General features: G+C 66.4%; 30 protein-coding genes. 15 read left to right on the top strand and 15 right to left on the bottom strand.

From position 1 onward, the window contains the following. Window positions 1-15 precede the first annotated feature (15 nt). The 5 genes from ACTIFF_RS13845 to gpmA form a co-directional block, all read right to left on the bottom strand. Window positions 16-768, bottom strand: a complete 753-nt coding sequence (locus tag ACTIFF_RS13845; protein WP_439537357.1) for a HesA/MoeB/ThiF family protein — start codon at window positions 766-768, stop codon at window positions 16-18. Between the two features lie 27 nt (window positions 769-795). Next, a complete protein-coding gene (locus tag ACTIFF_RS13840; RefSeq protein ID WP_439537356.1) occupies window positions 796-1,257 on the bottom strand; it encodes a hypothetical protein in 462 nt (153 codons plus the stop codon). An 85-nt stretch (window positions 1,258-1,342) separates the two neighbouring features. Further along, a complete protein-coding gene (locus tag ACTIFF_RS13835; RefSeq protein WP_439537355.1) occupies window positions 1,343-2,731 on the bottom strand; it encodes a S41 family peptidase in 1,389 nt (462 codons plus the stop codon). A gap of 33 nt (window positions 2,732-2,764) precedes the next feature. Next, window positions 2,765-3,991 carry a murein hydrolase activator EnvC family protein gene (locus ACTIFF_RS13830; RefSeq protein WP_439537354.1) on the bottom strand — a complete coding sequence of 409 codons (1,227 nt, stop codon included), beginning with the start codon at window positions 3,989-3,991 and terminating at the stop codon, window positions 2,765-2,767. Beyond that, a complete protein-coding gene (gene gpmA, locus ACTIFF_RS13825) occupies window positions 3,988-4,806 on the bottom strand; it encodes a 2,3-diphosphoglycerate-dependent phosphoglycerate mutase (protein ID WP_439537353.1) in 819 nt (272 codons plus the stop codon). Before gpmA ends, ACTIFF_RS13830 begins: the two co-directional genes overlap by 4 nt. Window positions 4,807-5,072: 266 nt before the next feature. Here gpmA and ACTIFF_RS13820 point away from each other — a divergent pair, with 266 nt between their 5' ends. The 5 genes from ACTIFF_RS13820 to ACTIFF_RS13800 are packed head-to-tail and all read left to right on the top strand — an operon-like array spanning window position 5,073 to window position 7,721. Further along, a complete protein-coding gene (locus ACTIFF_RS13820) occupies window positions 5,073-5,483 on the top strand; it encodes a rhodanese-like domain-containing protein (RefSeq protein WP_439537352.1) in 411 nt (136 codons plus the stop codon). Between the two features lie 4 nt (window positions 5,484-5,487). Beyond that, window positions 5,488-5,745 (top strand): glutaredoxin 3, encoded by a 258-nt coding sequence (gene grxC / locus ACTIFF_RS13815; protein ID WP_069038542.1) that lies wholly within the window; start codon window positions 5,488-5,490, stop codon window positions 5,743-5,745. A 41-nt stretch (window positions 5,746-5,786) separates the two neighbouring features. Further along, window positions 5,787-6,266, top strand: coding sequence for a protein-export chaperone SecB (gene secB / locus ACTIFF_RS13810; protein ID WP_306476199.1), 480 nt, complete (start codon window positions 5,787-5,789; stop codon window positions 6,264-6,266). Continuing rightward, window positions 6,266-6,712 carry an SH3 domain-containing protein gene (locus ACTIFF_RS13805; RefSeq protein WP_439537351.1) on the top strand — a complete coding sequence of 149 codons (447 nt, stop codon included), beginning with the start codon at window positions 6,266-6,268 and terminating at the stop codon, window positions 6,710-6,712. Before secB ends, ACTIFF_RS13805 begins: the two co-directional genes overlap by 1 nt. A gap of 16 nt (window positions 6,713-6,728) precedes the next feature. Continuing rightward, a complete protein-coding gene (locus ACTIFF_RS13800; RefSeq protein WP_439537350.1) occupies window positions 6,729-7,721 on the top strand; it encodes an NAD(P)H-dependent glycerol-3-phosphate dehydrogenase in 993 nt (330 codons plus the stop codon). Window positions 7,722-7,727: 6 nt separating this feature from the next. On the opposite strand, the gene ACTIFF_RS13795 is transcribed toward ACTIFF_RS13800, so the two are convergent. Next, window positions 7,728-8,210, bottom strand: a complete 483-nt coding sequence (locus ACTIFF_RS13795) for a tRNA (cytidine(34)-2'-O)-methyltransferase (RefSeq protein WP_439537349.1) — start codon at window positions 8,208-8,210, stop codon at window positions 7,728-7,730. 52 nt (window positions 8,211-8,262) lie between these two features. Then, window positions 8,263-8,970 (bottom strand): ComF family protein, encoded by a 708-nt coding sequence (locus ACTIFF_RS13790; RefSeq protein ID WP_439537348.1) that lies wholly within the window; start codon window positions 8,968-8,970, stop codon window positions 8,263-8,265. 71 nt (window positions 8,971-9,041) lie between these two features. On the opposite strand from ACTIFF_RS13790, the gene bioB reads away from it, so the two are divergent. The 7 genes from bioB (at window position 9,042) to ACTIFF_RS13755 (ending at window position 18,304) form a co-directional block, all read left to right on the top strand. After that, entirely contained in the window at window positions 9,042-10,022 is a 981-nt protein-coding gene (bioB, locus tag ACTIFF_RS13785) for a biotin synthase BioB (RefSeq protein ID WP_439537347.1), read from the top strand. Between the two features lie 62 nt (window positions 10,023-10,084). Then, on the top strand, window positions 10,085-10,942 hold the full coding sequence (locus tag ACTIFF_RS13780) for a methyltransferase domain-containing protein (protein WP_439537346.1): 858 nt from the start codon (window positions 10,085-10,087) through the stop codon (window positions 10,940-10,942). Next, the gene (locus tag ACTIFF_RS13775) at window positions 10,939-11,112 is read left to right on the top strand and encodes a hypothetical protein (protein WP_439537345.1); all 174 of its coding nucleotides are present in this window, start codon (window positions 10,939-10,941) and stop codon (window positions 11,110-11,112) included. Before ACTIFF_RS13780 ends, ACTIFF_RS13775 begins: the two co-directional genes overlap by 4 nt. 2 nt (window positions 11,113-11,114) lie before the next feature. After that, entirely contained in the window at window positions 11,115-12,314 is a 1,200-nt protein-coding gene (locus ACTIFF_RS13770; RefSeq protein ID WP_439537344.1) for an MFS transporter, read from the top strand. Window positions 12,315-12,440: 126 nt separating this feature from the next. Continuing rightward, complete coding sequence (locus ACTIFF_RS13765) at window positions 12,441-14,387, top strand: bifunctional metallophosphatase/5'-nucleotidase (protein ID WP_439537343.1); 1,947 nt, start codon at window positions 12,441-12,443, stop codon at window positions 14,385-14,387. A 73-nt stretch (window positions 14,388-14,460) separates the two neighbouring features. Next, window positions 14,461-17,550 carry an ExeM/NucH family extracellular endonuclease gene (locus tag ACTIFF_RS13760; RefSeq protein ID WP_439537342.1) on the top strand — a complete coding sequence of 1,030 codons (3,090 nt, stop codon included), beginning with the start codon at window positions 14,461-14,463 and terminating at the stop codon, window positions 17,548-17,550. Window positions 17,551-17,575: 25 nt separating this feature from the next. Beyond that, window positions 17,576-18,304: a PEP-CTERM sorting domain-containing protein gene (locus ACTIFF_RS13755; protein WP_439537341.1), complete on the top strand. Its 729-nt coding sequence runs from the start codon at window positions 17,576-17,578 to the stop codon at window positions 18,302-18,304. Between the two features lie 9 nt (window positions 18,305-18,313). On the opposite strand, the gene ACTIFF_RS13750 is transcribed toward ACTIFF_RS13755, so the two are convergent. Together ACTIFF_RS13750 and msrP are read right to left on the bottom strand one after the other, a co-directional pair. Then, window positions 18,314-18,874 carry a sulfite oxidase heme-binding subunit YedZ gene (locus ACTIFF_RS13750; RefSeq protein ID WP_439537432.1) on the bottom strand — a complete coding sequence of 187 codons (561 nt, stop codon included), beginning with the start codon at window positions 18,872-18,874 and terminating at the stop codon, window positions 18,314-18,316. 112 nt (window positions 18,875-18,986) lie between these two features. Continuing rightward, window positions 18,987-19,940: a protein-methionine-sulfoxide reductase catalytic subunit MsrP gene (gene msrP, locus ACTIFF_RS13745; RefSeq protein WP_439537340.1), complete on the bottom strand. Its 954-nt coding sequence runs from the start codon at window positions 19,938-19,940 to the stop codon at window positions 18,987-18,989. Window positions 19,941-20,023: 83 nt separating this feature from the next. Here msrP and ACTIFF_RS13740 point away from each other — a divergent pair, with 83 nt between their 5' ends. Further along, window positions 20,024-20,836, top strand: a complete 813-nt coding sequence (locus tag ACTIFF_RS13740) for a ferritin-like domain-containing protein (RefSeq protein WP_439537339.1) — start codon at window positions 20,024-20,026, stop codon at window positions 20,834-20,836. Here the strand turns inward: ACTIFF_RS13740 and ACTIFF_RS13735 are convergent. Continuing rightward, window positions 20,815-21,465 (bottom strand): c-type cytochrome, encoded by a 651-nt coding sequence (locus ACTIFF_RS13735; protein ID WP_439537338.1) that lies wholly within the window; start codon window positions 21,463-21,465, stop codon window positions 20,815-20,817. The two genes, ACTIFF_RS13740 and ACTIFF_RS13735, sit on opposite strands and share 22 nt — an antisense overlap. A gap of 146 nt (window positions 21,466-21,611) precedes the next feature. Here ACTIFF_RS13735 and yihA point away from each other — a divergent pair, with 146 nt between their 5' ends. Both yihA and hemB read left to right on the top strand, forming a co-directional pair. Then, complete coding sequence (gene yihA, locus ACTIFF_RS13730) at window positions 21,612-22,241, top strand: ribosome biogenesis GTP-binding protein YihA/YsxC (RefSeq protein WP_257081923.1); 630 nt, start codon at window positions 21,612-21,614, stop codon at window positions 22,239-22,241. Between the two features lie 287 nt (window positions 22,242-22,528). Then, on the top strand, window positions 22,529-23,539 hold the full coding sequence (gene hemB / locus ACTIFF_RS13725; protein ID WP_439537337.1) for a porphobilinogen synthase: 1,011 nt from the start codon (window positions 22,529-22,531) through the stop codon (window positions 23,537-23,539). On the opposite strand, the gene ACTIFF_RS13720 is transcribed toward hemB, so the two are convergent. From ACTIFF_RS13720 to ACTIFF_RS13700, 5 genes are all read right to left on the bottom strand, one after another. Then, window positions 23,526-24,194, bottom strand: a complete 669-nt coding sequence (locus tag ACTIFF_RS13720; RefSeq protein ID WP_439537336.1) for a pyrimidine 5'-nucleotidase — start codon at window positions 24,192-24,194, stop codon at window positions 23,526-23,528. The genes hemB and ACTIFF_RS13720 overlap by 14 nt on opposite strands. Next, window positions 24,191-25,093 carry an acetylglutamate kinase gene (gene argB / locus ACTIFF_RS13715; protein WP_069038525.1) on the bottom strand — a complete coding sequence of 301 codons (903 nt, stop codon included), beginning with the start codon at window positions 25,091-25,093 and terminating at the stop codon, window positions 24,191-24,193. The genes ACTIFF_RS13720 and argB overlap by 4 nt, the downstream gene beginning before the upstream one ends. Window positions 25,094-25,202: 109 nt before the next feature. Beyond that, entirely contained in the window at window positions 25,203-25,625 is a 423-nt protein-coding gene (locus tag ACTIFF_RS13710; RefSeq protein WP_439537335.1) for an Hsp20/alpha crystallin family protein, read from the bottom strand. Window positions 25,626-25,695: 70 nt separating this feature from the next. Next, entirely contained in the window at window positions 25,696-26,145 is a 450-nt protein-coding gene (gene nudB / locus ACTIFF_RS13705) for a dihydroneopterin triphosphate diphosphatase (protein WP_439537334.1), read from the bottom strand. Then, a complete protein-coding gene (locus ACTIFF_RS13700; RefSeq protein ID WP_439537333.1) occupies window positions 26,142-26,597 on the bottom strand; it encodes a barstar family protein in 456 nt (151 codons plus the stop codon). Before ACTIFF_RS13700 ends, nudB begins: the two co-directional genes overlap by 4 nt.

The following is a 26,597-nucleotide window of genomic DNA, read 5'->3' as shown; positions in this document are numbered from 1 at the left end:
CGGGAGCCGGGCGGGTCAGGTCCGGGGGGCGCACACTTCGCACGCGGGGTCGCGCGGCAGCGTGATGCTGCGCCACTCCATGCCCAGCGCGTCGAGCAGCAGCAGCCGGCCGGCCAGCGACTGACCGGTGTGCGCCAGCAGCTTCAGCGCTTCGGCGGCCTGCATCGTGCCGATGATGCCGGTCAGCGGCGCGAACACGCCCATCACTGCGCAACGCACCTCGTCGGCGTCGCCACCTTCCGGAAACAGGCAGTGGTAGCAGGGCGCGTCGACGCCGCGGCTGTCGAACACCGACACCTGACCGTCGAAACGGATCGCAGCGCCGGACACCAGCGGCGTGCGCGCGGCCACGCAGGCGCGGTTGATGGCATGGCGGGTGGCAAAATTGTCGCTGCAGTCGAGCACCACGTCGGCCGCCTCGACCTGTTCGCGCAAAGCGTCGCCGGCCAGCCGGGTCTTGAGCGCAATCACCTCGATGCCCGGATTGATGTCGTGCAGCGCTTCTCGCGCCGACTCGACCTTGGCCCGCCCGACCGAATGCTGCCGGTGCAGCACCTGCCGCTGCAGGTTGGTCAGATCGACTTCGTCATCGTCGACAATCACCAGCGTGCCGACACCGGCGGCCGCCATGTACAGCGCGGCCGGGCAGCCCAGACCCCCGGCACCGACGATCAGGGCGCGCGAGGCGAGCAGTCTGTCCTGTCCTTCGATGCCGATCGGGTCCAGCAGGATGTGCCGGCTGTAGCGCAGCAGTTGTTCGTCGTTCATTGCAGATGAGGGTGCCGCCGTGCGGTGTCAGCGGTAATCGCGCAGTTCGGTCGGCGTGTCGTCATGGTCGCCGTGCGGATGATGCTGCCAGGCCTTGACATAGATTTCGTTCGATTTCTTGATCAGCCGCTCCGGTTGCCGCAGGTTGCGCAGCTGGGTGTCTTCGCAGAAGTGCAGCAGCGCACGCACGATGCGCATCACCAGCCCGGTGTCGGTGTGAAAGCCGTGCTGGCCGAGCAGCCGTTCGATGCTGCGGAAACTGTGCTCGGCCAGACTGTATTCGATGGCCAGAGCCCGACCGCGGCGACCGGTGACAGTGATGTTGCCCTGCGCGGTCAGAAAGCGGCCGGCCTCATCGATCCGCTCGTAGCTGCGCAGGCTGAAGCGCACTTCGCGGTGTTTCATCAGGCCGGCCTGCGGGCCATAGCCCGGCTTGCGCGGGGCGCGGTGTTCGCGACCGAAACGACGCTGGCTTGCATGCGCGGCCATCATTGAGCTCCTCAATCCGGTAGTTCCGAAGATCCGCGTGCGGACTTCGGACACGCTGGCCGGACCGCGCGGACGCGGTCGCAGCTCAGTTCTTCTGCATGATCTGCAGGCCCTTCAGCAGATTCAGCGCCTGCGTGAACTGATAGTCGGTCTTGGTCGCAAATTCAAATGGCGCGGCCTGCTTGTCGTCCTCTTCGTCCTTCGCAGGCGCTGCCTTGCCCTTGGCGCCCGCATCGGTCGGCATGGCGGGGATCTCCACGTCCTTGTCGTTGTTCAGGTGACGGTCAAGATCGGCTTCGCGCAGACGCAACCCGCTGCTGCCGTTCGCACTTTCCTCGACGACGATGTCCGGCACGATGCCCTTGGCCTGGATCGAGCGGCCATTCGGCGTGTAGTAGCGCGCCGTGGTCAGCTTGATCGCCGTATTGTTGGTCAGCGGCATGATGGTCTGCACCGAGCCCTTGCCGAAGGTCTGGGTGCCCATGATGACTGCGCGCTTGTGGTCCTGCAGCGCGCCGGCGACGATTTCCGAAGCCGAAGCCGAACCCGAATTCACCAGCACCACCAGCGGCACCGATTTGGCACCCGCCGGCAGGCTCTGCAGGAAGTCGTCGCGACTGCCGCGCAGGTAGTCTTCCGGCGATGCGATGAAGCGGCGCTTCGCGTCATCCGTACGCCCGTCGGTCGACACCACCAGCGCCTTCGGTTGCAGGAAGGCGGCCGACACGCCGACCGCGCCGTGCAGCAGACCGCCTGGATCATTGCGCAGGTCGAGCACCAGTCCTTTCAGCTCGCCGTCCTTGTAGAGTTTGCCGATGTGCTTGGCCAGATCTTCCGCGCTCTGCTCCTGGAACTGGGTCAGCCGCAGGTAGCCGTAGCCTGGCTCGACCAGCTTGGACTTCACGCTCTGCACCTTGATCACTTCGCGCATCAGCGTCACTTCGATCGGCTTGGTTTCGCCCTTGCGCGCGATGGTCAGGCGGATGCTGGTATTCGGTTTGCCGCGCATGCGCTTGACCGCATCGCTGAGGTTCAGCCCCTTGGTCGAGGTGTCGTCGAGCTTGATGATCAGGTCGCCGGACTTGATGCCGGCGCGAAACGCGGGGGTGTCCTCGATCGGCGACACCACCTTGACGAATCCGTCTTCCATGCCGACTTCGATGCCGAGGCCGCCGAATTCGCCCTGGGTACCTGCCTGAAGGTCCTTGAACGCATCCTGGTCAAGGTAGGCGGAGTGCGGGTCGAGGCCGGACAGCATTCCGCTGATGGCCTGGGTGATCAGCTTCTTGTCATCGACCGGCTCGACATAGCTGGCCTTGACCGCGTTGAGGACGTCGGCAAACTGGCGGAGCTCTTCAACCGGCAGGCTGCTGCCGGGCGTCTTGTTCGCATTGGCGGAGAAATTGAGACTGAGCAGCACGCCTGCACAAAGCCCGATCATGATCAGGCCGGTTTGCTGCAGCTTCTTTTGCATCGAAAGCACTCCGCGTGTGTATCGGCCGGAAATCTAGCGGGAAACCCATTTCAAGGGATCCAGCGCCTGTCCCTGATGCCGCAATTCAAAGTATAAACCCGATTCCAGAGCCCCACCGCTGCTGCCGATCGAGGCGATGTTCTCGCCACTGCCGACGCGTGCCCCCACGCCTTTGAGCAGGGCTTCGTTGTTGCCGTAGATGCTGAGGTAATGGTCACCGTGGTCGACGATGATCAGGTTGCCGAAGCCGCGCAGCCAGTCGGCGAACACCACGGTGCCCGCCGCCACGGCTTTCACGTCGCCGGCACCGGCACGGATGAAAATGCCGCGCAGCGGTGTGCCGCCATCGGCGCTTTGGGCACCGAAGCGGCGCGCAAGTTCGCCGCTTGCCGGCCACGGCAGTTTGCCGCGCAACCTGACGAAGGGCTGGCCGCCGTGATCGACCGGCAGCGACTGCACGACCGGACCCGTGTCCGCCTTGTTGCGGGCGGGTTCCGGGTCATCTGCAGGGGGCAGTCCGCCGGGCGCCGGGCGCGGCACGGTGCGCGCACTTTTCTTCGACAGGGCTTCGATCAGCCGGCCGAGTCTCGCCGCGTCGCGCTTGAGCGTGGCCAGTTCGCGACGTTCGGTGCGCAACTGCGTGGCCAGTCGTTCGAGCACCTTGCGGCGCACATTGTTTTCGGCAGCCAGTCGTTCGCGTTCGCGTTCGCGCTCCGCCTCAAGTGTGCGCACCTGTTCGAGCTGGCTGTCCTGCTGCGCCAGCAGCTCGCGCTGCTGCGCCAGCGCGGCGCGATGCGTGTCCATCAGCGCGAGCTGGCTGCGCGACAGGCTGCGCAGGTAGTGCAGGTCGCGCGCGCTCTGGTTCGGGTCGGTGCCCGACAGCAGGTGGCGCAGCGCATCGGCTTCGCCGGCGCGCTGGTGTCCGCGCAGCAGTTGTGCAAGTTGTGTCTGCTGGCGCTGCAGTGTCGTTTCGCCGGTGGCGATGTCGGCGCGCGTGCGGGCGAGTGACGTCTCGACCTCCTTGCGCTGCCGGCTGATGTCGCGCAGCGCGCGGGTGGCGTCGGAGATGGCTTTCTCTGAACTGCGCAGTTCGTCGCGCGCCTCGCGGTGCGCGCTTTCGGACTGGTTGAGCTCGTCACGCAGCGCTTCCATGCGCTGCTGCAGTGCCTTGAGCTGTTCCGGACTGGACTGGACCGAGCGTTCAGCGTGTGCGGTCAGCGGCAGGGCGCACAGCAGGGCAAGGAGGAACCGGACGGTCACTCCATCCACGGCGGGCGTTGCTCGGTCTGCGCCTCGTCGGTGTCCGGAATCGGCGGCCGCTGGCGCTGCGGAACGGCGCGACTCTGGTTGGCCACGGCGTCGATGGCGGCCCTGATGGCCTCCTGGTCGCCCAGGTAGTAATGACGGATCGGCTTCAGATCGTCGTCCAGCTCATAGACCAGCGGCTGTGCAGTCGGGATGTTGAGGCCGAGGATGTCCTGCTCGGACACATTGTCGAGGTACTTGATCAGCGCACGCAGACTGTTGCCGTGGGCGACGATGAGCACGTTCTTTCCAGCCCTGATCTGCGGCACGATTTCCGCGCTCCAGAACGGCAGCACGCGCGCCACGGTGTCCTTCAGGCACTCGGTGCGCGGAAAGCATTCGTTCGGCACTTCGGCGTAGCGCGGGTTCTTGCGGTCGAGTCGCGGGTCGTCCTCCTCCAGCGCCGGCGGCGGCGTGTCGTAGGAGCGGCGCCATGCCAGCACCTGTTCCTCGCCGAAGCGCTGTGCCGTCTGCGCCTTGTCCAGACCTTGCAGGGCACCGTAGTGGCGCTCGTTCAGGCGCCAGGTCGGGCGGATCGGAATCCACATCAGGTTCATTTGTTCGAGCGCAACATACAGCGTCTTGTTGGCGCGCTTGAGCACCGACGTGAATGCCACATCGAAGCGGTAGGACTCGCGGGCGAGCAGGCGGCCGGCTTCGCGCGCCTCGATTTCACCCTTCTCGGTCAGACCGACGTCGGTCCAGCCGGTGAAACGGTTTTCCTTGTTCCAGACGGATTCGCCATGGCGCAACAGAACGAGCTTGTACATGAGGTGGGATCTGTAGGGTGGGATCGGGTCGCGCGCGGCATCCTGCGGCGGAGAGTTGCGCTACTGATTCGTGGTCGGTAGGTGAGCCGCGCGCGCTTGGGCTAAAATCGACATTTTCCCAGAAAAAGCATTTCGCGGTCCGGTAAAAAATCGACATACCTGCGCGTTTCGACGCGCATCAAGTGGTCGGATGCTTCCATACGACGGTCCGCTCACCCGGGCATGCGACTTCATTCCGCCCCCCACACTGGCTGCTCTCAGACTCCATGGACTTCGTAACAACCAACTACATCTGGGCCATCACCGCTTTCATGAGCGGTGCCGGACTCATCATCCTGACCATTCGCCAGAAGGTATCCGGCCCGCGCCTGTCACCGGCCCAGGCCACGCAGCTGATCAACCGCGAAGACGCGCAGGTGATCGACGTGCGTGATCAGGCGGAGTGGTCCAAGGGCCACATCAATGGCGCGCGACACATCCCGGCGGGCGAAGTTGCACAGCGGCTGGGCGAACTGGAAAAGTTCAAGCAGCGGCCGCTGATCGTCGTCTGCGCCAGCGGGCAGCGCTCGGCGAGTGCCTGCTCCGCGCTGCGCAAGGCGGGTTTCGAGAAGGTTTTCGCGCTGGACGGCGGGATCGGTGCCTGGGAACAGGCCAGTCTGCCGCTGACAAAGAAGTGATGCCATGGCACGCGTGCTGATGTATACAAGCGGTTTTTGTCCGTATTGCTCGCAGGCCGAACGCCTGCTGACGAGCAAGGGTGTGACCGATATCGAGAAGGTGCGCATCGACATCGATCCGGACCGTCGGTCCGAAATGATGGAGCGCACCGGCCGGCGTACCGTGCCGCAGATCTACATAGGCGATTACCACGTGGGCGGGTGCGACGATCTGCATGCACTCGACCGCGAAGGCAAGTTAGACCCCCTGCTGCAGGCGTGAGCCGGTTTTTGCAGCCTTAACCCCCAACCGAGAAGCGAAAAATGGCCGAAGAAGCAGTGCAACCCCAACAGCCCACGGGCCCGGTGTTTTCCATCGAGAAGATTTACGTCAAGGATCTGTCGCTCGAAGTCCCTAACGCGCCGGAAATCTTCCTGACGCGCGAGAATCCGACCGTGCAGATCCAGCTGCAGACCGAAGGCAAGGCCGTGCAGGAAGGCGTGTTCAACGTGACGCTGACCGTCACCGTCACGGCCAAGCTCGAAGAGAAGACGATGTTCCTGGTTGAAGTCCGTCAGGCCGGCATCTTCCAGATCCGCAACGTGCCGAACGAAGACATCCAGCCCATCCTCGGCATCGCGTGCCCGACGATCCTGTTCCCGTACGCCCGTGAAAGCGTGTCGGACGCGGTCAATCGCGCCGGCTTTCCGCCGGTCGTGCTGGCTCCGGTCAATTTCGAATCGATCTACCAGCAACGCATGCAGCAGCCGCCCGAAGGCCAGAACGGCGCCACGGTGCAGTGATGAAGCAGGCCGCGTGTGCGGCACTGGCCGCCCTCGTCTGCCCGCTTGCCGCGCAGGCGGCGGGCGTCGAGTACCGGTCGCTGTCGGATGTTGCGGTGATGTACGACGCGCCGTCCCGGCAGGCGCGCCAGCAGTTCGTCATTGCACGCCACACGCCGGTCGAGGTGGTGCGCAGCCAGACCGGATGGGTCAAGGTACGCGAACCGGGCGGCATGCTCGCCTGGGTCGAGGCGGCCTCGCTGGCACCGGCACGCATGGTGATTGTCACCGCCGAGCGCGCGCGCATCCTGGTTCGTGCGGAAGACGACGCACCGCTGGTGTTCGAAGCGGAACGCCGCGTACTGCTCGAACCGCTCACCGAAGCCGCGCCTGCAGGCTGGGCGAAGGTGAAGCACCGCGACGGCCAGAGCGGTTTCGTGCGCATCTCCCAGGTCTGGGGGCTGTGAGCCGGATCTTGCCGACATGAAGCTGTGCGTGATGGGTGCCGGTGCCTGGGGTACGGCGCTGGCTGTCGCCTATTCGGCGGACCATGATGTCACGCTGTGGACGCGCGACGCCGACCATGCGCTGTCGCTGCACAGCTCGCATTGCAACGAACGCTATCTGCCGGGCATTGCGCTGCCGCCCGGCATTGCGGTGTCGTCCGACGTCGCGCTTGCGCTGGATGGATGCGATCTGGCGCTGATCGCGACGCCGATCGCCGGCCTGCGCGCTGCGCTCGAAGCGGTCGCAGGCAGCGGGGTTTCCGCCGTGCTGTGGGCCTGCAAGGGCTTCGAAAGCGGCAGCGGTCTGCTGCCGCATCAGGTGGCGCTGGACATCCTGCCCGCGCAGGTTTCGCGCGGTGCATTCAGCGGGCCCAGTTTCGCGATCGAGGTGGCGCGCGGCCTGCCGACCGCCATCACCGTGGCGAGCGATGACATCGAATTCGTCAGTGCGCTGGTCGCGTCACTGCACAGTCCGCGGCTGCGGCTGTACGCCAATGACGATCTGATCGGCGTCGAGGTCGGTGGCGCAGTCAAGAACGTCATGGCGATCGCCACCGGCGTGTGCGACGGACTGGGCTTCGGCATGAACGCCCGGGCCGCGCTGATCACCCGCGGGCTGACCGAGATTGCCCGCCTGGGCGTGGCGCTCGGCGGCCGCAGCCAGACCTTCATGGGGCTGGCCGGCATGGGGGACCTCATCCTGACCTGCACCGGCGACCTGTCGCGCAACCGGCGCGTCGGCCTGTTGCTGGCCGAAGGGCGTTCGCTGGCGCAGGTGCTGGCCACGCTGGGTCATGTGGCCGAAGGTGTGCCGACCGCGCGCGAGGCGGCCGCGCTGGCTGAGCGCCTGCAGGTCGACATGCCGATCACCCAGGCGGTGGCGGCGGTGCTCGACGGGCGGCTGGCCGCGGCCGACGCGGTCGAGTGCCTCTTGTCGCGTGACCCGAAGGCGGAAACGCCGCCGCTGTAATCTTTTTCAGGGCGTCGCCGCACCGGCGAAGTCATTCTGGCGCCACGCTTCATAGGCGACGATGGCCACCGAATTGCTCAGGTTCAGGCTGCGGCTGTCCGGCTGCATCGGAATGCGCAGGCGTTGCGCGACCGGCACCGTGTCGAGCAGCGCACGGGGCAGACCGGCGGTTTCCTGACCGAACAGGAAAATGTCGCCGGCGCGGTACTGCGGCGCCGTGTGCGCCGTGCGCCCGCGCGTGCTCAGCGCGTACAACCGCGGATCGTCGGCCTGCAGCGTCAGCGCGTCCGACAGCGCCGCCCAGTCATCATGGATCGTCACATTCACCAGGTCGCGGTAGTCCATGCCGGCACGCGCGAGATGCTTGTCGGTGATTTCGAAACCGAGCGGCTTCACCAGATGCAGCCTGAAGCCGCCGTTGGCGCACAGCCGCATCACGTTGCCGGTGTTGGGCGGAATTTCGGGCTGGTACAGGACGATGTGGAACATGGAGGGGCGCCGGGTCGGGGAGCAGGATTGTGCCGCGGCGACGCAGGTGACGCTACTTCCCGCGCAGCCGCGGCGTGCGCGCCAGCACCAGATTGGTCACCGTCAGCGCGCCGGCTGCCTTCAGCATGCGCGCGACCTCATGCAGGCTGGCGCCGGTGGTCAGCACGTCATCCACCACGGCGACATGCCGACCCGCCACCTCGCTGCGCACCGCAAAGGCGCCGCGCACATTGCGCCGTCGCTGCGACCACGCGAGATCGCGCTGAGGCGGCGTGTCGTGCAGGCGTACCAGCCCAAAGGCATCAAAGTTCAGCCGATCAAGCTTGCCGAGCGCGCGGCCGATCTCGACCGACTGGTTGAAGCCGCGTTCGCGCAGCCGGTTGGGATGCAGCGGCATGGCGAGCAGCAGGTCGCAGGGCGGCAGGCCGAGCGCATGCAGCTCGCGCGCGAACCAGCCTGCCAGCGGCAGGCGGGCGCGGAACTTCAGCGCATGGATCAACTGGTCGGCAGGCTCCGCGTACGCCCAGACCGCCAGCGTCGCATCGAACGCCGGCGGATGCTTCAGGCAGCGTCCGCACACGTCGGCCGTGGGTACCGGCAGCGCGCAGACCGGGCAATGCGCCGCGGGCAGGCGCGGCAGCTCGTCGCGGCAGCCGGCGCAGAGCAGGGCATCGCCCGATGGCAGGCCGCACAGCCGGCAGTCCTGCGGCAGCAATCGCACGCTTGCGGCTCGCGCGGCCGCAATCACGCGGTGCAACATGGGCAGGCCGTTTTCGCGGAAAATGCGGGCTTCGCCGTTTCGGCGCCGATGCGCCCGCCAGACTTCACATCATGCATACCCAGGTCATCCATCTTCCGCCGTCCTCCCGGTCGCAAGTGCCCCCGCGCTGGACCACCGAACAGGTCGAGGCGCTGTTCGCGCTGCCGTTTTCCGATCTGATGTTCCGCGCACAGCAGGTGCACCGCGCGCATTTTGATCCCAATGCCATACAACGATCCACCCTGCTGTCGATCAAGACTGGCGGCTGCCCGGAGGACTGTGGCTATTGTCCGCAGTCGGTGCGCCACGATACCGGTGTGACCAGCCAGGACCTGCTGCCGGTTGAAGACGTGCTGGCCGCCGCGCGCGCGGCGCGCGATGCCGGTGCGACGCGCTTCTGCATGGGCGCCGCCTGGCGTGGCCCGAAGGATCGCGATGTCGAAGCGGTCGCCGAAATGATTTCGGCGGTGAAGGGCCTGGGTCTGGAAACCTGCGCCACGCTGGGCATGCTGCGCGAGGGCCAGGCCGAACGCCTCAAGGAAGCCGGGCTCGATTACTACAACCACAACATCGACACGGCCCCGGAGTTCTACGGTGACGTGATTGGCACGCGTACGCAGGCGGACCGCTTCGACACGCTGCAGGCGGTGCGCGAAGCCGGCATGAACGTGTGCTGCGGCGGCATCGTCGGCATGGGTGAATCCCGTCGCGCGCGCGCCGGCCTGATCGCCACGCTGGCCAGCATGGACACGCCGCCGGAATCGGTACCGATCAACAATCTGGTCAAGGTCGAGGGCACGCCGCTGGCCGATGCGCCCGATCTCGATCCGTTCGAATTCGTGCGCACCATCGCCTGCGCCCGCATCACGATGCCGGACAGTCACGTCCGGCTGTCCGCCGGACGCGAAGCGATGAACGACCAGATGCAGGCGCTGTGCTTTCTTGCCGGCGCCAATTCCATCTTCTACGGCGACAAGCTGCTGACCACCGGCAACCCGCAGGCCGACAACGATCGTCGGTTGCTGGAGCGGCTGGGCATCCGGTCGGTCTGAGCGCGGAGCGCCCGACCATCGCCGCTGCGGTTCCGCCCGATCTCGCACTCGATGCGCGCGCCGTGGCGCGTCGCTTCGAGCGTGCCGCGGCGCGGTTCGACGACGCGGCGATACTGCATCGCGAAGTCGCCCGGCGCATGGCCGAGCGGCTTGACATGGTCATGCTGAAGCCGGCGCGCCTGCTCGATCTGGGGTGCGGAACCGGCGCCGATCTGCAGCCGCTGCGCGCCCGCTATCCCGACATGCAGATGATCGGCATCGATCGTTCGGCGGCCATGCTCGCGCGGGCAGCCGCCCGCACGCCGCGCTGGCGGCGCTGGCTGCCCGGGGTGCTGGGCGGCAGCCAGACCACGCTGGTGCGTGCCGATATCACGCGGCTGCCGATCGCGCCGCGCAGCATCGACATGGTGTGGTCGAACATGGCGCTGCACTGGCAGGCGGACCTGCCGGCGACACTGCGCGAGGCGCAGCGCTGCGTGCGCGTCGGCGGGCTGTTCATGTTCTCCATGCTCGGCCCGGACACGCTGCGCGAACTGCGTGGCGCGCTGGCTGAAGCCGGGTTGCCGTTGCGTGCGCACCGCTTCGTCGACATGCACGATGTCGGGGACATGCTGGTCGAAGCCGGCTTCGCCGAACCGGTGATGGACATGGAACACATCACGCTGACCTTCGACACGCCGGCCGCGCTGTACCGCGATCTGGCCGATACCGGCGGTTTCAGCGCACTGGCTGCGCGGCCGCGCGGCCTGCTGACGCCGCGTGCCCGTGTGCGGCTCGATGATGCGCTGCTGCGGCTGCGTGACGACGGCCGCCTGCCGGCGACGATGGAAATCATCTACGGCCACGCCTGGCGCGGCGAGCCACGCCAGACCGAAGACGGCCGCGCGATCATCCAGTTCGAACGCGGCCGCCGGCGATGAAGCGCAAGGACGCCGTGCGGGTCAGCGCCAAGGGACGCAGCCTGAAGCCACGCAACCCCCTGGCCACGGCGGCGCTGATGAAGAAGGGCGGCGAGCACGCACGGCAGGACAAGAAGGCCAGTCGCGCCCGGCTCAAATCGGATCTGCGCAAGACGGCGGACAGCGACTGACCATGTCGCCGTCGGCCCGGCTCACGCTGCTGATGTGCGCTGCCGAGACGCTGGGCATGACCGGTTTTGCCGCGTATCCGTCTTTTCTGCCCTTGCTCACTGGTGCCTGGCAGCTGAGTGGCGCCGAGGCCGGTCTGATCGGCGGCGCCTTCTTCTTCGGCTACATGGTGGCCGTGCCCTTTCTGTCCGGCGTCACCGACCGCATCGATGCGCGCGTTGTCTATGTGGCGTCCTGCGTGCTGATGGCAGGCGGAACGCTGGGCTTCGCGCTGCTCGCCCGGGGCGTGTGGAGTGGCGCCTTCTTTCAGGCGCTGTGCGGCGCCGGACTTGCCGGCTGCTACATGCCCGGCCTGCGCGTACTGACCGATCGCGTGTCGACGGCCCGAAGCAATCGACCGATCGCGTTCTACACCGCGAGCTTCGGCATCGGTACCAGCCTGTCGCTGCTGCTGGCCGGCGCCCTCGGCAACCTGATGGACTGGCGGATCGCGATCGCGCTGATGGCGGTCGGCCCCCTCCTTGCGGCCGTCATCGTGTTTGCGGGCACCGGGCCGCATGCGCCGCCCGGTGCCGCCGACGCGCACTGGCTGCCTCGTTTCGGACCGGTGCTGGCGCACCCGCGGGTGCGCCAGCTGGTGACCGGCTATGCGGTGCATTGCTGGGAGCTGTTCGGCCTGCGGTCGTGGATGGTGGCCTTCATCGCTTTCGCTTACGGACTGTCGTCGGCGCAGGCCGCGCTGTCGCCGACCGAAGCGGCGGCGCTGATCAATCTGCTCGGACTGCCGGCCAGCATTCTCGGCAACGAAATGGCCGGACGTGTCGGGCGACGGCGCTGGATCGTCGCCATGATGATCGCCTCGGGCCTGCTGTGCTGGCTGGCCGGCGCGTCGGCGGCGTTGCCCTGGTGGCTCATGCTGTGCGTGCTGGCGCTTTACAACACGGCCGTCATGGCCGATTCGGCCTCGCTGACCGCCGGCCTGGTGCATGCAGCGCCGGCCGCGCAGCGCGGCGCAGCGATGGCGCTGTATTCGCTCGGCGGCTTCGGCGCCGGTTTCGTCGCGCCGCTGGTGTTCGGCAGCGTGCTGGACCTGTCTGGGGGCCTCTCGTCTCCTGTGGCATGGACCTTCGCCTGCGGCACGCTGGGCATCGGTTGCCTGCTTTGGGCGCTGTCGGCGCTGCGTCGCCCGGCCCGCGCAGCATAGTCCGATCAGATCATGCCGCACGGTTTTCGCGGCCACAGTCCGGTCATCTTCGCGCCCTAACCTTCCGGTCACACCGTCGGGTGCCGTTGCGCGCCCGCCGTTCGACAACGGTTCCGGAGATGTCCCATGAAAGCCACCCTCGTCGTGCGCAGGCATACGCTTGCCATCCTGATTTCGTCACTGTTTGCCGGCCCGGCGCTGGCCGAAGGTCTGACGCTGCTGCATGTCGGTGACCAGGAGTCCTGGCTGCTGTCGGCGCAGGGCAATCTGCGTGACAACGCCTCGCAGGCCGTGTCGTTCTACGGCGGCGTCGATCGCCTCGCCAGCGTCATGTTCGCCGCCGAGTCGGCCGCCGAACTGGCTGGCAACACGGTGTTCAAGCTCAACGCCGGTGACGCCTTCCTGCCCGGGCCGCGCCTGAACGCCAGCTTCGCCAATCTGGGCTCGGCCTACATCGACGGCGGACAGGATTTCTACGACGCCATCGCGATGCGTCACATCGGTTTCGATGCTGCCGTGTTCGGCAATCATGAATTCGACCTCGGCCCGGATGTCGCGGCGCGCTTCGCCCAGGTGTCCGGCACGACGTATCTGTCGTCCAACCTGAACTTCAGCGCCACACCCGCGTTCGCGTCGCTGGCGGCGACCGGCACAGTCGCGCCCTACACGCTGCTGAGCACGAATGGTGGCAACAAGGTGGCGGTGGTCGGTGTCACCACGCCGCTGCTGTCGAGCATCAGTTCGCCCGGCGCGGTGAACCTGACGGCCGGCTGGAGCGCCGGCAATACCGAGGCGCAGAACCTGCAGGCGCTGGTGCCTTTCGTGCAGCAGCAGATCGACGCCGCGCGCGCCCAGGGCGCCGGCAGCGTCATCGTGATCAGCCACCTGCAGAATGCCGCCAACGAGCGCGACGTGCTGATCCCCGGACTGCGCGGCGTCGACGTCGTGCTGTCGGGCGGTGGCCACGAACTGATGGCGGACGCCGACGATGCACTCATTCCGGGTGACGTACGCGCCATCACCGGCCTGCCGCAGATCGTCAATGGGGCGGACAACCGGGGTGTCGCGCTGGTCACGTCGAACTTCGGCAACCGTTACGTCGGAGAGCTCAACCTGACGCTGGACGATACGACCGGTGTCGTGACTGCGATCAACGGCTCCAGTCTGTATCGCGTGTCGGGCGCGCTGGCCGACACCGACGCGGTGGCGGGCGACAGCTTCCTGAAGACCGCGGTGGTCGATCCGGTCAAAAGCTACATCGATGTGCTGAATGCGACCGTGATCGGTCAGTCGGACGTCTTCCTGAACGGCAACCGCGGCGCCGCCGGTACGCCCGGCAGCTTCCAGGCAGGCGTGCGCAATGCGGAAACCAATCTGGGCAATCTGGTCGCCGATGCCATGCGTCACGCGGGCGGCACCGACATCGCGATCCAGAACGGCGGCGGCCTCCGCACCTCGATCAATGCCGGCAATGTCAGCGTGGGCGACACCTTCAACGTGCTGCCCTTCACCAATCTGGTCGATGTCGCGCCGAGCGTGAATGCGGAACAGCTGAAGACCATCATGGAACATTCGGTCGCCAATGCATCGGCCAGCGGCAACGCCGACGGCCGCTTCGCCCAGGTGTCCGGCATGCGGGTCGTGTACGACACGACGCGTGCGTCGGGCGACCGCATCGTCAGCATCGTGCTCGACGACGGTACCGTGCTGGTGCAGGGGGGCGAAGTGGTGGATGACGCGCGCAGCTTCTCGCTGACCACGATCGACTTCACCGCCAACGGCGGCGACGGTTACCCGTTCGCGGCCGCCGGCATCGAGTTCGAGAATGCGGTCAGCTCGATCACCTACCAGCAGGCGCTTCAGGAATACATCACCGACGCGACTTCGGAGGGCGGTCTGGGCGGTGTCATCAGTGCCAGCCGCTACGGCGTCGCCGATCCGCTCGACCCGGCCGGCCGCCTGGTCGATCTGGCGATTTCGCCGGTGCCGGAAGCCGAGACCTGGGCCATGTTGCTGGCCGGCCTGGGTCTGCTCGGCGCGTTCGCCCGCCGCCGCAACGCCGTCGCTGTCTGATTCAAGCTCGCGGCCCGTCCGGTATCGCCGACGGGCCGCTTCGATTACCCTGCCTGTCTCGCTGGAAATCCACATGTCATCCTACGACCGCCATGCCTCGCCCCGACTCGCCCTGACGCTGGCCATCGCCAGTCTGTTCGCCTCGGCCGCGCAGGCCGACAACACGCCGCAGACCCTGCCGTTTGCGCAGGACTGGACGACCATCGGCCTGATCACGGCCAATGACAACTGGAGCGGCGTGCCCGGCATCACCGGCTACCGCGGTGACGACCTGACCAGCGCGACCGGCGCCGATCCGCAGACCGTCACGGCCGATGGCACCGCGTCGCCGGTCGACGTGAATGCCAACCAGACCAATCCGAACACCTTCAGCACCGGTGGTGTCACCGAATTCCACCTGACCGATCCGGTCGTCGCACTGACCGGCTCCGGCACCGCCGATGCGCCGTTCATCCTGCTGTCGCTGAACACCACCGGCCACAGCGGCATCGTCGTGCGCTACGACCTGCGCGATCTCGACGGTTCGGCCGACAACGCGCAGCAGCAGGTGGCGCTGCAGTATCGCGTCGGCGCCAGCGGCAGCTTCATCAATGTGCCGGACGCCTACGTGGCTGACGCGACCGAGGGCCCGTCGCTGGCCGGCAAGGTGACGCCGGTGCAGGTGACGTTGCCGGCCGACGCCGACAACCAGCCGCTGCTGCAGCTGCGGGTGATCACGAGCAATGCGCCGGGCAACGACGAGTGGGTCGGCATCGACAACCTTTCGGTACAGGGCGGCGGCAGCGGTGCGGTGAATCAACCCATCGTGACCAGCTGCCCGGCGCTTGCGCTGCAGGCCGGCGAAGCGGGCAGCGTGACGGTGGCGGCCAGCGACGCCGACAGCGTGGTCGAAGCTTTCTCGCTGACCGGCACCCTGCCGGTTGGTGTGACGGTCGACGGTTTTGCGCCGGCGACGACCGACGGCGGCAGCGCGTCGGCACGGGTCAGCGTCGCGGCAGGCACTGCGACCGGCCAGTACAGCATCGGTCTGCGCTTCACGAACAACGAGGCACAGGAAGGAACATGCAGTGTCGATATCACGGTCGCTGCGCCGGCGGCCATCGTGCCGATCCCGGCGATCCAGGGCAGCGGTGACGCCAGTCCGCTGAACGGTCAGGTCGTCACCACCGAGGGCGTCGTCAGTGCCGTATTCCCCGGCCTGAACGGCTACACCCTGCAGGACGACGCCGGCGATGGCGACGTGAGTACGTCGGATGGCATTTTCGTGTTCGCGCCGGGCAATTCAGCCGTGGTCGGCCAGCGGTTGCGCCTGACCGCCAGCGTCACCGAATTCAACACGGTGACCCAACTCACGTCGCCGAGCGCCGTGCAGGTGCTGGGCAGCGGTGTTTCGATCACGCCGACCGACATCGTGCTGCCGGAGGCTTTCGAGGGCGAACTGGAACGCTACGAAGGCATGCTGGTGCGCATCACTTCGCCGCTTACCGTGTCGCAGAACTACTTCCAGGGCCGCTACGGTCAGGTGACGCTGTCGGCCGAGGGGCGCATGGAAATCCCGACCAACCGTCACCCGGCGGGAAGCGCCGAGGCGCTGGCGCTGCGCGAAGAGAACGCCCGTCGGCGCATCGTGCTCGACGACGGCTCGAGCGCGCAGAACCCGAACCCGATTCCGTTCATCGGCGCCGACAACACGCTGCGTGCCGGCGACACGGTGAACGGTCTGACCGGCGTGATCGACCATGGCCTGATCACCGCGTCGAGCACCGGGCCGCGGGACTACAAGCTGCATCCGGTGGTGACACCGGATTTCAGCCGCGACAATCCGCGCACCGCCGTTCCGGCGGCGGTCGGCGGCAACGTGCGGGTGGCCAGCTTCAATGTGCTGAACTACTTCAGCACGATCGACCAGGCGGGCGCATCGTGCTTCCCGACCGGCACGCGCAGCGATTGCCGCGGCGCCGACAGCGCGCTCGAATTCACACGTCAGCGCGACAAGATCGTTGCCGCGCTGCGGGCGATGGATGCCGACGTGGTCGGCCTGATCGAGATCGAGAACAACGGCCAGGGCGCGGTGAACAATCTGGTGGCTGCGCTGAACGCGTCCGCCGGCGGCGCGGTGTATGCCGCAGTCGGCCTGCCGGTCGGCGGCACCGGCACCGACGCCATCCGCCAGGCCATGATCTACAAGCCGGCGAAGGTCACGCCGGTCGGCAGCGCGATCAGCGACACGGCAACGGTCCATAACCGCCCGCCGCTGGCGCAGACCTTCGCCGCGGCCAACGGCGAGCGCTTCACGGTCATCGTGAATCACTTCAAGTCGAAGTCCTGCGGCGATGCCGCCGGTGTCGAGGCCGATCAGGGCGACGGTCAGGGCTGCTGGAATCCGCTGCGCGTGCAGCAGGCGGCAGCGCTGCAGACCTTCATCGAGCAATTGCCCGGTCAGGGTGGCGCCGCCGACGTGCTGGTCATCGGTGACCTGAACGCTTATGCGAAGGAAGATCCCGTCCTCGCACTCACCTCGGGCGGGCTCAGCGATCTGGCCGCAGGCATCGATCTCAACTACACCTACACCTTCGACGGCGAAAGCGGTGCGCTCGACCATGCGCTGGCCAGCGCCGCGCTGGCCGGCAAGGTGAGCGGCATCACGCAGTGGCACATCAATACCGACGAGCCCTTCGTGATCGACTACAACACCGAGTTCAAGCCGCAGGACCTGTACGCGCCGACAGCTTTCCGCTCATCCGACCACGACCCGGTCCTCATCGGGCTGAACCTGCTGCGCACGATCAACGGTGGCGCCGGTCGCGACACGCTGAGCGGTACGCCGGGCGATGACGTCATCACCGGCGGCGAGGGCGCGGACCTGCTGACCGGCGGAACCGGCGCGGACACCTTCGTCTATCGAAGCGTGCGCGATGCGCTCGACACCATCACCGACTTCGACCCGCAGCAGGACCGGCTCGATGTGCGACAGCTGCTGGCCGGCGTCACGACCGGCAGCGACCCGCTGATCAGTGGCCACATCAGCGTCCGCCAGACCGGACCGAACACGATGGTTCTGTTCGACGCCGACGGGTCGGCCGGTCGCGCCGCTGCCCGTCCGCTGGTGACCCTGCGCAATGTGCTGCCGGCCCAACTGGGCAGCGCGTCCTTCCTTTACTGAACCCTGACGTTCCGGAGATACGAACATGACCTTCAAACCCCTTGCCGCCGCAGCGCTCATCGCTTCGCTGTTCGCCACCGCTGCGCAGGCCAACGTGAGCTTCAGCGAAGACTTCACCAGCGGTTATGTCGCCAACTGGCAGACCGCCGGCGACGTGTCCGCGCAGGACAATTCCGGCGACACCTACATCGCCCTGACGACAGCATCGCTGACGTTCGAGGATGACTTCCCGCTGCCGGCCGGCTCGTTCAATCTGAGCGGTGTGGGCGCGGTCGAAACCGGGCTCGCGCTCGAAACGGCGATCGGTGCCGAGCCCGGTGCCTTCGACCGCGGCGACGACTTCACCTATGAAGGCTCGGCCATCTGGCGCACCGTCAATGTGAATGTCGGCGACATCCTGCGGTTTGACTGGCTGCTGGCGACCAACGAAGTCGGTGCCGAAGCACGGCCGGACTTTGCCTTCCTGTCGGTCGACGGCGACATCACGCGCATCGCCTCGGTCGCCGATGCCACGTCGGCGCCGATTCTCGATTTTCTGGCCGACACCGGCATCCGCAGCTTCGAGTACGTATTCACGCGCGGCGGTGCGGTGCAGCTGGCGTTTGGCGTCGTCGATGTGGGCGACTTCGGTGTCACGACCGCACTGGCGATCGACAATGTGAGCATCACTGCCGTGCCGGAACCGGAAAGCTGGGCGCTGATGCTGGCCGGCCTGATCGGTGTGGCGGGTGCCGCTCGTCGCGCGCGTCGCTGAGCGACCTCCTCACGTCGTCTGCGCGGCCACGTGCGCGCGCAGGCGGCGGGCGTGCCAAAGGCGCACGGCGAACAGCGTGGCGAGGATGCAGGCGTAAAGGATGGGTTCGGTCAGGTCCTTCTTCACCAGCCACCAGTAGTGCGCCACGCCGAGGATGCAGACGACGTACACGAGCTTGTGCAGCCGCTGCCACGCCCGGCCGCCGAGCCGGCGCACCATGCCGTTGGTCGAGGTTACGGCGAGCGGCAGCAGCAGCAGGAACGCACCGAATCCGATCGTGATGAAGGGCCGCTTGATGATGTCCTTCACGATGCCTTCGATGTCGAAGAACTGGTCCAGCCACAGATAGGTGAGCAGGTGCAGGCTGGCGTAGAAGAACGCGTACAGCCCGAGCATGCGGCGCAGGCGTACCAGCCAGTGCCAGCCGGTGATCTGGCGCAGCGGCGTCACGGCCAGCGTCACCAGCAGCAGGCGCAGCGTCCAGTCACCGGTGGCGCGCGTGATGTATTCGATCGGGTTGGCGCCCAGCCGGTCCGTGCCGGCGCCGAATGCCAGCCACAGGAGCGGCATCAGGCAGGCGACCCAGACGATGCGCCACAGCAAGCGGAACGCGGCGGGCCCCGGGGTCCAGGCGCGCGCGTTGCGGTTGGCGGATTGTGTGGTCGAGGCGCGCGCCTGCACCTCAGTAGTACTTCCTCAGGTCCATGCCCGTGTAGAGCGACGCAACCTGATCGCCGTATCCATTGAACATGAGCGTCTTGCGCTTCGAAAACTCGCCGATGCGCCGTTCGCGTCCCTGGCTCCAGCGCGGGTGGTCGACGTCCGGATTCACATTCGAATAGAAGCCGTACTCGCGACCGGCGGCGCGCGACCAGGCGCTCAGCGGCTCCTTGTCGGTGAAGCGGATCTTCACGATCGACTTCGCGCTCTTGAAGCCGTACTTCCATGGCACCACCAGCCGTATTGGCGCACCATTCTGGTTCGGCAGCACTTCGCCGTACAGGCCCACGGCCATGAGGGTGAGCGGATGCATGGCTTCGTCCAGCCGCAGGCCTTCGACATACGGCCACTCGAGCACCGCGCTGCGCACGCCGGGCATGGTTTTCGGATCGGCCAGCGTGGTGAATTCGACGTACTTTGCGCTCCCCAGCGGCTCGACCTGCTTGAGCAGCACTGACAGCGGAATGCCGACCCAGGGCACGACCATCGACCACGCCTCGACGCAGCGCAGCCGGTAGATGCGTTCCTCCAGCGGCGCCAGCTTCAGCACCTCCTCGATGCCCAGCGTCCTGGGCTTCTGCACCAGGCCCTCGATGCTCACCGTCCACGGCCGGGTGGACATGCGGTGGGCATTCTTCGACGGATCGCCCTTGTCGGTACCGAATTCATAGAAATTGCAGTAGCCGGTGATGTCCTCGTAGTCGTTCAGCTTTTCGTCGGTCGAGAAGGGGCTTTTCGCCAGTGGCCCGAGTTTTTCGCCACGCTTGCCCTGCGCATCGGCGATCCCCGGCAAGCCGCCGAGCAGCGCCGCACCGGCACCCAGTCCGGCCGCGCGGATGAAATCCCGTCGTGTATCGAACAGCGCGCGCGGCGTGATGTCGGACGGCACGATATCGGCCGGGCGTTTGATCAGCATGGTGAAGCTCCTCGTTGTACGCTGCAGGGGTCAGACAAGTGCTGACCGGCCGCATCGGCGCGACCTTACCTGTATGACTGCAGATGAACCGAAAGATTTTTCCCGAACTGCTCGACCCGCTGATGTGCGAGGCGCCGCAGGCCAAGTGCGCTGCGGTGGAATCGCTGTGGACAGACTGGCAGGCGGGTGTGATGTTCGATCGCGCCGCAGCGCTGCCGCATGCCATCGACGAACCCGGCCGCCCGGCGCGACCCGAACTGGTCGAGCCCTCTGCGCTGCGTTCGCGCCGAGTGGGCACACGCGAAGGTCATGCGGCGATGATCCATGCGATCTGTCACATCGAATTCACCGCCATCAATCTTGCACTCGATGCCGCCTGGCGCTTCCGTGACCTGCCGGATGCCTACCTGGCCGACTGGCTGCGCGTGGCGGCTGACGAGGCGCGCCACTTCGGCCTGCTGCGTGCCCACCTGCAGACGCTGGGCTTCGACTATGGTGACTTTCCGGCGCACGCCGGCCTGTGGGACATGGCGCGACGCACCGCCGATGACGTGCTGACCCGCATGGCGCTGGTGCCGCGCGTGCTCGAAGCGCGCGGGCTGGACGCCACGCCGCCCATCATGGACAAGCTGCGCACCATCGGCGATGCGCCGGCGCTGGAGATCCTCGACCTCATCCTGAATGACGAAATCACGCACGTCGCGATCGGTGACCGCTGGTTCCGTCATGTGTGCGCACAGCGCGGACTGGCGCCCGAAGCCACCTTCCTCGCACTGTTCAATGCTTTCAATGCACCGCGGCTGCAGCCGCCGATCAACGAAAAAGCCCGCCTGGCGGCGGGCTTTTCGGAAGGCGAAATCGACAGCCTGACCGCTCAGCGCAGACCCGCCGCGTAGTCGGACACCGCCTTGATTTCCGCGTCGGTCATCTTGACGGCAATCATGCGCATCATCTTGGCCGGGTCATTGGCGCGTTCGGCGACGCGGAAGTACTTCAACTGCGTTTCGGTGTACTCGGCGTGCTGGCCGGCGATGCGCGGGTACTGGGCCGGCATGCCGGCACCTGCCGGACCATGACAGCCGGCACAGGCGGGAAGACCTTTTTCGAGGTCGCCACCGCGCCACAGGCGCTGGCCCAGTTCGATGCTTTCGCGGCTGCCCTTGGCCTTTTCCGGCGTCTGGGTCTGGCTCGCATAGTAGGCGGACACGTTGCGCATGTCCGCTTCCGACAGGCCGGAGGCCAGTGCGCCCATGATGGCGTTGGCGCGCTCGGGCGGCTGACCGTCCTTGCTGCGGAAATTCATCAGTTGCTTGTACAGGTATTCCGGATGCTGGCCGGCCAGCTTGGGATTGACTGCGATGACGCTGTTGCCGTCCGCCCCGTGACAGGCTGCGCACACCTGCGTCGCGACAGTCTTGCCGGCCGCGATGTCCGCTTTCGGGGCGGTTTTTTCGTCAGACGCCAGCGCGCTGGCGGAAACCAGGGTCAGAGACAGGGCAAAACCGAACGACTTGAGCATACGCATGACTATCCTTGAACGATGAATCCGGTCGTTGGCCCGGTCGATGGCCGGGTCGGTTGCCGGATGGATCTGTGGCCGGTTGAATAGAGTGATACGGTAAACTCCTCATTTTACCGTGTTTTCCTGGGCGCGCGTGGCGCGTAATCGATTTGTCCTCTCTGTTCCGCGGTGCTGCATTTCATCTGTCCGTCGCCAAGCCATCGGGCCTGCCGGCGCCTGCCGGCCCGGAAATCGCATTTGCCGGCCGTTCCAATGCGGGTAAATCGAGTGCCATCAATACCTTGGTCGGCCACACGCGTCTGGCTTTCGTCAGCAAGACGCCCGGGCGTACCCAGCTGATCAACTACTTCACGCTGGTGCGCGGCGGTTTTCTGGTCGACCTGCCCGGCTACGGCTATGCCCAGGTGCCGATCGAAGTCCGCAAGGCCTGGGCGGGACTGATCGAGCGCTACCTGAAAGAGCGCGAAAGCCTGGCCGGCCTTGTGCTCATCATGGATGCGCGTCACCCGCTCACGCCTCTGGACTGGAACATGATCGAATGGTTCTCGGTGAGCGGCAAGCCGATGCATGTTTTGCTGACCAAGGCCGACAAGCTGACCCGCAGCGCTCAGGCGGCGACGCTGGCCGACGTGCGCAGACAGCTGTCCGGCATGGGGGAGCAGGTCAGCGTGCAGCTGTTCTCCAGCCTGAAGAAGACCGGTGTCGAAGAAGCCGAGGCGGCCGTTTCGCCATGGCTGGCCGCGCATCTGCCCGATCAGGCATCGTCGACGCCGGTCTGACATCTGTTGCAGCGAAACGGCCCACGGCGCACAGAACGCCGGAGCCGGAAAGAAAAAAGCCCACGGCCAAAGGGGATGGAAGCCGTGGGCTCGAAACGCCTCTTGAAGAAGCACCCGCTCAGGGAGGTGAAGCGGGTGACGGCTTGCACCGTCGCTTGCTCTGACCGGGTCGCGTCGGCGCGAGTTCCGGGATTGTTGCGTCGCCGCAGCGCGCAGCGGCGCGTGCCGGCGCGCGAAGCCTGCCGCGCTCGTACTATCATCGCGGCTTTGCGAACCGGGCCACCGCGATGTCCTTTCCTCCCGCCAGCCATTTCCCGTCCACCCGCCTGCGCCGCATGCGCCGCGATGATTTCTCGCGCCGGCTCATGCGCGAGCACACGCTCACCACCAACGATCTGATCTACCCGGTCTTCGTGCTCGACGGCCCGACGCGCAGCGAAGCCGTGGCATCGATGCCCGGCGTGAGCCGGGTCAGCGTCGATGTGCTGATGGGAGTGGCCGAACAGGCGGTGTCGCTCGGCGTACCCGCACTGGCGCTGTTTCCGGTGATCGACGCCCCGCTGAAGACCGACGATGCGGCCGAAGCGTGGAATCCGGACGGGCTGGTGCCGCGCACGGTACAGGCGCTGAAAGCGCGGTTTCCCGCACTCGGCGTGATCACCGATGTTGCGCTCGATCCCTACACCAGCCACGGTCAGGACGGCCTGATCGACGCGGCCGGCTATGTGATGAACGACGAAACGCTGGAGGCGCTGGCCAAACAGGCGCTGTGCCATGCGCGTGCCGGCGCCGACGTCGTCGCGCCGTCGGACATGATGGACGGGCGCATCGGCCGCATCCGTTTCGAACTCGACGCGCACCGCTTGATCCATACGCGCATCCTGGCCTACTCGGCCAAGTACGCCTCTGCCTTCTACGGCCCGTTCCGCGACGCGGTGGGTTCGGCCGGCAACCTCGGCAAGGGCAACAAGTACACGTATCAGATGGACCCGGCGAACAGCGACGAGGCGATCCGCGAAGTGTCGCTCGACATCGCCGAAGGTGCGGACATGGTCATGGTGAAGCCCGGCATGCCGTATCTGGACATCGTGCGCCGGGTGAAGTCGGAGCTGGGTGTGCCGACCTATGCCTACCAGGTCAGTGGCGAGTACGCGATGCTGAAGGCCGCGGTCGCCAACGGCTGGCTGGACGAGCGCGCCACCGCGATGGAAGCGTTGCTCGCATTCAAGCGCGCCGGCGCCGACGGCATCCTGACCTATTACGCGCTGGACGCCGCGCGCTGGCTCAGGGACGCCTGACGCTGAGCAGTCGCATGGCCTGCGGCAGCTTCAGCACCGAGGTCAGCCGCAGGTCGACGTAGGTGTGGTGGCCCGCGCTGCGGCTGATCCACACGGTGCGCATGCCGAGCTGTTTCGCGGTGCGCAGATTGGCCGCGGTGTCTTCCACCATGATGCAGTCAGCGGGCATCACGTGCTGGTCGCGCAGCAGATGCAGGAAACCGGCGAGCCGCGGCTTCGGCACGTAGCGCGAATGTTCGATGGCATGCACCGCGTCGAACAGGTGGCGCATGCCCATCACCGCCAGCACCGCTTCGGCGTAGTGCGCCGGACCGTTCGTGAACACGATCCTGCGGCCCGGCAGGCGGGTCAGCATGTGGCGCAGCGCGCGGTCGAACACGACACCCGGACGCAGCGCCTCGACGTCGTGCGTCCCGCGCAGGAAATGCGACGGCCGTGTGCCATGGTGGCGCATCAGGCCGAGCAGCGTAGCGCCGTAGCGATGCCAGTAATGCGTGCGCAGGCGATCCGCTTCGGCGTGTTCGAGTCCCAGTTCCGTCATCAACCAGGCGGTCATCGCCCGGTTCAGGTGCGGAAAGATGTGCGGATTGGCGTCGTGCAGTGTGTTGTCCAGATCGAAGATCCAGACCGGACGCCGCCCCGCCTGTCGACTCACTTGCTCTTGATCAGCGTGCCGACGCCGTCATTGGTCAGCACTTCGAGCAACAGCGCATTAGGCACGCGACCGTCGATGATGTGCACGCTCTTGACGCCGCTGCGGGCGGCATCGAGCGCCGAGCCGATCTTGGGCAGCATGCCGCCGGACAGCGTGCCGTCCGCGATCATGGCATCGACGTCGCGCGGCGTGATGCCGGTCAGCAGATTGCCTTCCTTGTCCAGCACGCCCGGCGTATTGGTCAGCAGCACCAGTTTTTCCGCCTTCAGGATTTCCGCCAGCTTGCCAGCCACCACGTCGGCGTTGATGTTGTAGCTTTCGCCGTCCGGGCCGACGCCGATCGGCGCGATCACCGGGATGAAGTCGCCGCTGTCGAGGAAATTGATGATGGTGGGGTCGATCGACACGATGTCGCCGACCAGTCCGATGTCGAGCATTTCGTCGGGCTTGTCCTTGTTCGGCATCATCAGCTTGGTGGCGCGGATGAAGGACGCATCCTGCCCGGTCAGTCCGACCGCCTTGCCGCCGGCCTGGTTGATCAGGTTCACGATGTCCTTGTTCACGTGGCCGCCGAGCACCATTTCGACGATGTCCATCGTTTCATCGTCGGTCACGCGCATGCCCTGCACGAAGGTGCCCTGCTTGCCGACCCGCTTCAGCAGGTCGTCGATCTGCGGTCCGCCGCCATGTACCACCACCGGATTCATGCCGACCAGCTTGAGCAGCGTCACGTCGCGCGCGAAACCCAGCTTCAGCGCAGGGTCCGTCATCGCGTTGCCGCCGTACTTGATGACGATGGTGCGGTCCTGGAAGCGCCGGATATAGGGCAGCGCCTCCGAAAGCACGGCGGCCTTGGCGTGGGGTGACAGTCCGGAAGTCAGGTCGGAAGAGTGGGGCATTTCGGGTGTCCGGCAGCTGGAGATGATGGTGGCGGATTCTAGCCGTGCACTGCACAAACAAAAAGCGGACACCCTGGGGTGTCCGCTTCCGATGCAACGCCGGTCCGAATTACTGGATGGTCAGCTTGCGCGATGCAGCCACCACCTTTTTCGGCAAGGTCAGTTCCAGTACGCCGTCGCTGAAGCGGGCCTGGGCGTTCGCCTCGTCGATGTCCTGGCCGAGCTGGAAGCTGCGCGACACCTTTCCATAGTGACGTTCCGAGCGCAGTACGCGCTCGCCGTCCTTGTTCTCGACCGTGCGCTTCTTCTCCGCACTGATCGACACCACCGGCCCTTCGATGCTGACGTGTATGTCGCCCTTGGTCACGCCGGGCAGATCGGCATGCACCGTGTAGGCGTCCTTGTCTTCCTTCACGTCGACCTTCAGCGCCGGGACGTCCGGATTGCTGGCGAGATCGACCGGCTGCAGCACGAGGCCGCGGAAGTCCTTGAACAGGTTTTCGAACGGGTCCCAACGGGTCACTTGATTCATGGTTTTCCCTTTCATGTCTGGTGCGGGGAGCGCCCGCGTGCTTCTAAACTAGGGTCGGGAAAAAGTGATTTCAAGACCGCCGCAGCAACGCCTTGCGCTGGGTCAACATCCGTATCGCATCGCGATTGGTCCATGAAAACACCGCGTCAAGCGCCTCGCGACAGGGCAGCCAACGCCAGTCGCGGTGCTCGTCGGGGGCCAGCGTGATCAGCGTGTCGCGCGGCACGCACAGGCTGAACAGGTGTTCGGTGTTGTGGGTGACGCCGGGCGGATAGCGCTGGCGCCACATCGGGAAGATTTCGAAGCGGCTGCTGTGATGCCAGCGCTCGAAATCCGTTGCTGGCGCGACGATGCCGGTCTCTTCAGCCACTTCACGCTGCGCCGCTTCGGCCAGCGATTCGCCGGCTTCGACGCTGCCGGTGACCGATTGCCAGAACCCCGGGTGCTTCGCGCGCTCGATCAGCAGGATGTCGCCACAGTCACTGTGGATCAGCACCAGGACCGACTGCGGTCGCTTCATGCGCTGGCCATGAAAGGACGCGCCAGCGAATTCGGCTGGTCGATCAGCACCCAGAACGGCGTGCCGCGCGTGCGCCATTCCGCAGCGGCCTCGTCGAGCACGGCGACGATGGCATTGAAGTCGTCCTTGCAATGTTCGACCGGCTTCGCGCAGCCACTCAGATGCACCAGATATCCGCCAGCCGGTATCCATGACAGATCGCCGAGGCAGTCGCCCAGCGCGTCGAGGTTGTGGCCGAAGGTGGCTGGAAAGCCGAAGGTGTCGGCGAAGGCCTCGAACAGCGCAGCGCGGTCGCGCGCGTCCTTGAGATCGAGACCGATCAGCAGCAATCCGGCCTGATCGGCCACGCGCGCTGCGCGGGTGGCCGCGGTGGGCTGCGCGAAAAAAACGCCGCTGCGCGAGGCGTCGCGCAATCGGGCCTCCATCGACGTCGGTGGCGGCAGGGAAGACAT

It is taken from the genome of Methyloversatilis sp., assembly GCF_051861465.1.
GTDB lineage: Bacteria > Pseudomonadota > Gammaproteobacteria > Burkholderiales > Rhodocyclaceae > Methyloversatilis.
This window is presented reverse-complemented; position numbering and strand designations above follow the sequence as displayed.

Bases quoted from the DNA above. Each gene is read 5' to 3' on its own strand.
- ACTIFF_RS13700 (WP_439537333.1), bottom strand. From the start codon at position 26,597: ATGTCTTCCCTGCCGCCACCGACGTCGATGGAGGCCCGATTGCGCGAC.
- msrP (WP_439537340.1), bottom strand. From the start codon at position 19,940: ATGCTGATCAAACGCCCGGCCGATATCGTGCCGTCCGACATCACGCCG.
- ACTIFF_RS13760 (WP_439537342.1), top strand. From the start codon at position 14,461: ATGTCATCCTACGACCGCCATGCCTCGCCCCGACTCGCCCTGACGCTG.
- ACTIFF_RS13750 (WP_439537432.1), bottom strand. From the start codon at position 18,874: ATGCCGCTCCTGTGGCTGGCATTCGGCGCCGGCACGGACCGGCTGGGC.
- ACTIFF_RS13805 (WP_439537351.1), top strand. From the start codon at position 6,266: ATGAAGCAGGCCGCGTGTGCGGCACTGGCCGCCCTCGTCTGCCCGCTT.
- ACTIFF_RS13755 (WP_439537341.1), top strand. From the start codon at position 17,576: ATGACCTTCAAACCCCTTGCCGCCGCAGCGCTCATCGCTTCGCTGTTC.
- hemB (WP_439537337.1), top strand. From the start codon at position 22,529: ATGTCCTTTCCTCCCGCCAGCCATTTCCCGTCCACCCGCCTGCGCCGC.
- bioB (WP_439537347.1), top strand. From the start codon at position 9,042: ATGCATACCCAGGTCATCCATCTTCCGCCGTCCTCCCGGTCGCAAGTG.
- ACTIFF_RS13710 (WP_439537335.1), bottom strand. From the start codon at position 25,625: ATGAATCAAGTGACCCGTTGGGACCCGTTCGAAAACCTGTTCAAGGAC.
- ACTIFF_RS13840 (WP_439537356.1), bottom strand. From the start codon at position 1,257: ATGGCCGCGCATGCAAGCCAGCGTCGTTTCGGTCGCGAACACCGCGCC.
- ACTIFF_RS13770 (WP_439537344.1), top strand. From the start codon at position 11,115: ATGTCGCCGTCGGCCCGGCTCACGCTGCTGATGTGCGCTGCCGAGACG.
- ACTIFF_RS13790 (WP_439537348.1), bottom strand. From the start codon at position 8,970: ATGTTGCACCGCGTGATTGCGGCCGCGCGAGCCGCAAGCGTGCGATTG.
- ACTIFF_RS13820 (WP_439537352.1), top strand. From the start codon at position 5,073: ATGGACTTCGTAACAACCAACTACATCTGGGCCATCACCGCTTTCATG.
- ACTIFF_RS13735 (WP_439537338.1), bottom strand. From the start codon at position 21,465: ATGCGTATGCTCAAGTCGTTCGGTTTTGCCCTGTCTCTGACCCTGGTT.
- ACTIFF_RS13740 (WP_439537339.1), top strand. From the start codon at position 20,024: ATGAACCGAAAGATTTTTCCCGAACTGCTCGACCCGCTGATGTGCGAG.
- grxC (WP_069038542.1), top strand. From the start codon at position 5,488: ATGGCACGCGTGCTGATGTATACAAGCGGTTTTTGTCCGTATTGCTCG.
- ACTIFF_RS13775 (WP_439537345.1), top strand. From the start codon at position 10,939: ATGAAGCGCAAGGACGCCGTGCGGGTCAGCGCCAAGGGACGCAGCCTG.
- argB (WP_069038525.1), bottom strand. From the start codon at position 25,093: ATGCCCCACTCTTCCGACCTGACTTCCGGACTGTCACCCCACGCCAAG.
- ACTIFF_RS13800 (WP_439537350.1), top strand. From the start codon at position 6,729: ATGAAGCTGTGCGTGATGGGTGCCGGTGCCTGGGGTACGGCGCTGGCT.
- ACTIFF_RS13845 (WP_439537357.1), bottom strand. From the start codon at position 768: ATGAACGACGAACAACTGCTGCGCTACAGCCGGCACATCCTGCTGGAC.
- secB (WP_306476199.1), top strand. From the start codon at position 5,787: ATGGCCGAAGAAGCAGTGCAACCCCAACAGCCCACGGGCCCGGTGTTT.
- ACTIFF_RS13795 (WP_439537349.1), bottom strand. From the start codon at position 8,210: ATGTTCCACATCGTCCTGTACCAGCCCGAAATTCCGCCCAACACCGGC.
- gpmA (WP_439537353.1), bottom strand. From the start codon at position 4,806: ATGTACAAGCTCGTTCTGTTGCGCCATGGCGAATCCGTCTGGAACAAG.
- ACTIFF_RS13835 (WP_439537355.1), bottom strand. From the start codon at position 2,731: ATGCAAAAGAAGCTGCAGCAAACCGGCCTGATCATGATCGGGCTTTGT.
- ACTIFF_RS13765 (WP_439537343.1), top strand. From the start codon at position 12,441: ATGAAAGCCACCCTCGTCGTGCGCAGGCATACGCTTGCCATCCTGATT.
- nudB (WP_439537334.1), bottom strand. From the start codon at position 26,145: ATGAAGCGACCGCAGTCGGTCCTGGTGCTGATCCACAGTGACTGTGGC.